Raw genomic sequence first — 4,710 nt, forward strand, 5'->3', positions numbered from 1 at the left:
GAGAACCAGAGCCGCGGTCGCCGCGAGCAGGAGCGTCCCGGCGGCGGTCCGGCTGCCGCCGGGACCCAGCCGGTGCGGCAGGCCGCGCACTCCCGTGCGGGCATCGTCGGCCAGGTCGGGCAGCACGTTGGCGAAGTGCGCGCCAGCACCCAGGCACGCCGCCGCCGTCAGCAGCCAGGCCGGCGGGGCCGGCTCACCGGGCAGCGCCAGCACCACGAAGGCGGGCAGCGCCCCGAAGGAGACCGCGTACGGCAGCACCGAGAACGCGGTGGCCTTGAGCGGCCAGTCGTAGAGCAGCGCGGAGACCAGGGCGACGGTGAGCCAGAAGGCCGCCGTGGGGTTCGTGGTCAGCGCCAGCAACGGGCAGGCCACCGCGGCCGCCGCCGCGGCCCAGGCCGTGGTGCGCCGGCCGACCGCGCCGGCGGCGACCGGCTTGTCGGTACGCCCCACAGTGGCGTCCCGTTCGGCGTCCAGCGCGTCGTTGGTCCATCCGACCGCGAGCTGGCTGGCCAGCACGGCGAGCACCACCGAGGCGATTCCGGAGGGCCGGTGCCCCACCCCCCACGCGAGCAGACCGGCCACCGTGGTCACCGCGGCTGCCGGTTCCGGATGGCTCGCCCTGACCAGCCCTAACACCCTCGACGACATAAGGGAAGTCTGGTCGTTACCGAGCAGTCGTGCCACGCTCGTGCCATGCGAGACGTGGCTGCGGCCCCGGCGTCCACCGGCCCCCGCGTGCTGCCGCGCAACGATCCGCGCCAGTACGACGACCTGGCCGGTGAGTGGTGGCGGCCGGATGGCGCGTTCGCGATGCTGCACTGGCTGGCCGAGGCCCGCGCGGCGCTGGTGCCGCCGGCGACCCGCCCCGACGCCCTCCTCGTCGACCTGGGCTGCGGCGCCGGCCTCCTCGCGCCGCACCTGGCCGGCAAGGGCTACCGGCATGTCGGGGTCGACCTGACCCGCTCGGCGCTCGTCCAGGCCGCCGAGCACGGGGTACGCGTCATCCAGGCCGACGTCACCGCGGTCCCGCTGCCCGACGGCTGTGCCGACGTGGTTTCCGCCGGTGAGCTGCTGGAACATGTGCCGGCGTGGCCGCGTGCGGTGGCCGAGGCGTGCCGGCTGCTGCGCCCGGGTGGCCTGCTGGTGCTGGACACCCTGAACGACACGGCGCTGGCGCGGCTCGTCGCGGTACGGATCGCCGAGCGCCTGCCGACGGTGCCGCGCGGCATCCACGATCCACGGTTGTTCGTGGACGCTCGTGAGCTGGTGGCCGAGTGTGCCCGGCACGGCGTCGACCTACGGCTGCGGGGCATCCGGCCACAGGTCGGCGGGCTGCTGGCCTGGCTGCTGCGGCGGGCCCGCACGCCCCGGTCCTCCGGTGCGGCGCCGGTCGGCCGCGCCCCGCGCATCGTGCCGACCCGGTCCACCGCCGTGCTCTACCAGGGCCGGGGGGTCCGCAACGGATAGTCGGGCCGTGCGGGGGTAAGGACGCCGAGAAGGGGGCGATATGACGGTGCACGCGCTTGAGGCGGCCCGCCGGTTGGCGCCGCGGTTCGCCGCGCGGGCGGCGGAGCACGACCGGGACGGCTCCTTCCCGGTCGAGGACTTTCGTGACCTGCGGGAGGCCGGCCTGTTCGGGCTGATGGTGCCCCGGGCGCTGGGTGGCCTCGGCGCCAGCTTCGCCGAGTACGCCGCAGTGGCCACCGAACTTGCCCGGGGCAACGGCGCGACCGCCCTGGTGTTCAACATGCACGCCTCGGTGACCGGGGCGCTGGGCGCGGTCACCGAGGAGTTGGCCGAGGCGCTGGGTGTGCCGGACGAGGCGTTGGTCGCCCGGGACCGGCTGCTCACTGCGGCGGCGCAGGGCTCCTGGTACGCGGTTGCGATGAGTGAGCGCGGTGCCGGTGCCCGGCTCTCGCAGCTGAGCACGGTCTACGAGGCGACCGACGGCGGCTGGCACGTCAAGGGCAGCAAGACCTTCTGTTCGGGGGCGGGGCACGCCGACGGCTACCTGGTGGCCGCGCGCAGTGCCGCCGACCAGTCGGTGGTGTCCCAGTTCCTGGTGCCGGCCGGCGACGGGTTGACCGTCGAGCCGACCTGGGACGCGCTCGGCATGCGTGCCACCTCCTCTCATGACCTGCACCTGGACGTCACCGTGCCGGCCGATCGGCTGCTCGGCGGGGTGGAGGGGTTGGCCCTGGTGGTCGCCCAACTGATGCCGCACTGGCTGGTGGCGAGTTACGCGGCGGTCTACGTGGGGGTGGCCCAGGCGGCGATCGACGCGGCGGCCGAGCACCTCAACGCCCGCAACCTGGCCGGTCTGCCCGCGGTACGGGCGCGGCTGGGGAGGGCGGACGCCGCGACCGCGGCGGCGCGGCTGGCGGTGGCCGAGGCGGCCCGCCGGGTGGACGAGGAGCCGGGCGACGCGGAGACGAACCGCTGGGTGTGGCGGGCCAAGCTGCTCGCCGGCACCACGGCCGCCGAGGTGGCTGCCTCGGTGCTGGAGGCGGCGGGCACCTCGGCGACGCGGCGGGGCCATCCGTTGGAGCGGCTCTACCGGGATGCCCGCTGCGGGTCGCTGCACCCGGCGACCTCGGATGTCTGCGCCGACTGGCTCGGCATCGCCGCGCTGGGCGGCGACCCGGACCGCGACGGACTGGCTCCACGTTGGTGAGCCGGCGCGGCTCGATTGACGTGGGGCAACGGCCGGGCACGATGGCCAGAGGAACGTACCGGGGGAGGACAGCTTCGGACGAGAGGTGGGGATCGTGCCCGTACCAGTGATCGCAGGGCTCGGGGCGGCGCAGCCGCCGTCGGCCTCCCAGGACGAGTTGTGGGAGGGCTTCTTCTCCCGGCACTTCTCCGGCACCACCCGGTCGTTGGCCGAGCGGATCTTCGCCAACTCGGGGGTGACCCGGCGGCAGGCTGCCGTCAATCCCCTGTTGGAGGATGTCTCGGACTGGCCGACCGAGCGCCGGATGCGTCGCTATCAGGTGGAGGCGCTACCGCTGGGCAAGGAGGCGGTCGGCCGGGCGTTGACGGCTGCCGGGCTGGGCGCCGGCGACGTGGGCCTGTTCATCGTCTGCTCCTGCACCGGGTACGCCACCCCGGGGTTGGACATCCTGCTCGCCCGGGATCTCGGCATGGCGGCGGACACGCAGCGGATGTTCGTCGGTCACATGGGCTGCTACGCGGCGCTGCCGGGGCTGGGCGCGGCGAGTGACTTCGTGACCGCCCGGGGGCGTCCGGCGCTGCTGCTCTGCGCGGAGTTGACCAGCCTGCACATCCAGCCGTCCAGCGCCCGGGTGGACACCCAGCAGATCGTCTCGCACGCGCTCTTCTCGGATGCCGCGGTCGCCGCCGTGGTGGTGCCGGGTGGTCGGGGGTACGCACTGCGCGAGGTCACCTCGGTCACGGACACGTCCACGGCGGACCACATGACCTGGGACGTGACCGACGCCGGGTTCCGGATGGGGTTGTCGCCGAAGGTGCCGAAGGTGCTGTCCCGGCATGTGCGTGCCCTGGTCGACGACCTGCTGGCCCGGCACGGCACGAGCCGTTCCGAGGTGGACGGCTGGGCGGTGCACCCGGGTGGGCCGCGGATCCTCAACGTGGTGGAGCGGGAGTTGGCGCTGCCGCCGCAGGCGCTGGCGGCGTCCCGGGCGACGCTGGACGAGCACGGCAACTGTTCCTCGCCGACCGTGTTGCTGATCGTGGACCGGCTGGCCCGTGCGGCTCCCCGCCGGATCGTGATGCTGGCGTTCGGCCCCGGTCTCACCCTGTACGCCGCCCTGCTCGATCGGCAGGAGTGATCGCGCCGCCATCCCGGCGGGTACGTTCACCACCGTGGACACGGCGGACGACCGGCTGCGGTCGGCGGTGCTGGTCGGGGTGACCCTGGCCGCGCTGGCGGTGGGCGGCTGGTGGTGGCGGGCCGCCGCGCCCGCCCCGATGGCCGGGCCGGCTGATCCTTCGGTCGGGACGCCGACGGCCGGGCCGACCGTCAGCACGGCGCTGGAGCGTCTCTTGGCGTCGGCGGCGCCCGATACGCGGGTCACGCTGCGCATGGAGGGTGAGCGGATTGTCGGAGGCGGGCCCACGGGGGTGACGATCGACCCGGAGACGGGCATGGTCACCGAGATCGACGGGGCTGCGGCCGGGACGTTCTACCAACCGGATCCCACCGGTGGGCTGCCCCGGTTCGGTCAGACGACCTGGCGGGAGCAGAGGGAGCTGGCCCCTGGCGAGGGGTTGATCCGGCAGTCCGGTGACGACGGGTCCCGTTACCTTCTCCAGTACCGGTGCACGCGGCCCGGCACCTTGGCGGTGACGAGCACCGGGGCCGAGATCGCCGGTCCGCCGCGCATCGACTGCGACGGGGCGACCGCCTCCGCCGAGGTACGGCCGGGTGGCGGGCCGTTCCGGGTGTCGCTGTCGGCCGTCGGCGACCAGCGCATCGACGTCGAGGCGCAGCTCGTGGCCCTGCCCCCTCGCTAGGAGGGTCGGTCAGGCGGCCAGGGCGCTCAGGTCATCCCGGTACGCGTCGATCGGCCCCAGCTCGGGCAGCACCCGGGTCACCACGCCGGTGCGGTCGACGAGCAGCGCGGTCGCGGTGCCGGGGCGGCCCGGCTGGCCCAGGAAGGAGCGCAGCCCGGCGGCGGGGTCGGCCAGCGCCCCGGACGGCCGTGCACCGGCGGTGGCGTCGCGACC

The 4,710-nt window shown here is 74.7% G+C and carries 5 protein-coding genes and 1 pseudogene; 4 read left to right on the forward strand and 2 right to left on the reverse strand.

Annotation, left to right across the window (positions count from 1 at the left end):
• Nucleotides 1-648 (reverse strand): UbiA family prenyltransferase (locus JNW91_RS29700; RefSeq protein ID WP_238425936.1); only part of this gene is annotated, 648 nt, incomplete at its 3' end.
• Between the two features lie 45 nt (nt 649-693).
• Between JNW91_RS29700 and JNW91_RS29705 the strand changes: the two genes are divergently transcribed.
• From JNW91_RS29705 to JNW91_RS29720, 4 genes are all read left to right on the forward strand, one after another.
• Entirely contained in the window at nt 694-1,467 is a 774-nt protein-coding gene (locus tag JNW91_RS29705; RefSeq protein ID WP_203178829.1) for a methyltransferase domain-containing protein, read from the forward strand.
• 40 nt (nt 1,468-1,507) lie between these two features.
• Nucleotides 1,508-2,674, forward strand: coding sequence for an acyl-CoA dehydrogenase family protein (locus JNW91_RS29710; protein WP_203178830.1), 1,167 nt, complete (start codon nt 1,508-1,510; stop codon nt 2,672-2,674).
• 85 nt (nt 2,675-2,759) lie between these two features.
• Nucleotides 2,760-3,812 (forward strand): type III polyketide synthase, encoded by a 1,053-nt coding sequence (locus tag JNW91_RS29715; protein ID WP_407664411.1) that lies wholly within the window; start codon nt 2,760-2,762, stop codon nt 3,810-3,812.
• Between the two features lie 34 nt (nt 3,813-3,846).
• Nucleotides 3,847-4,497 carry a hypothetical protein gene (locus JNW91_RS29720; protein ID WP_203178832.1) on the forward strand — a complete coding sequence of 217 codons (651 nt, stop codon included), beginning with the start codon at nt 3,847-3,849 and terminating at the stop codon, nt 4,495-4,497.
• A gap of 9 nt (nt 4,498-4,506) precedes the next feature.
• Here the strand turns inward: JNW91_RS29720 and JNW91_RS29725 are convergent.
• A pseudogene (locus JNW91_RS29725) lies at nt 4,507-4,710 on the reverse strand (hypothetical protein); the annotation flags it as partial.

The sequence above is a fragment of the Micromonospora parastrephiae genome (assembly GCF_016802865.1).
Classification (GTDB): domain Bacteria; phylum Actinomycetota; class Actinomycetes; order Mycobacteriales; family Micromonosporaceae; genus Micromonospora; species Micromonospora parastrephiae.

What these genes read in the sequence shown, in the direction of transcription:
- JNW91_RS29710 (WP_203178830.1), top strand. Translation starts at nt 1,508, where the DNA reads ATGACGGTGCACGCGCTTGAGGCGGCCCGCCGGTTGGCGCCGCGGTTC.
- JNW91_RS29705 (WP_203178829.1), top strand. Translation starts at nt 694, where the DNA reads ATGCGAGACGTGGCTGCGGCCCCGGCGTCCACCGGCCCCCGCGTGCTG.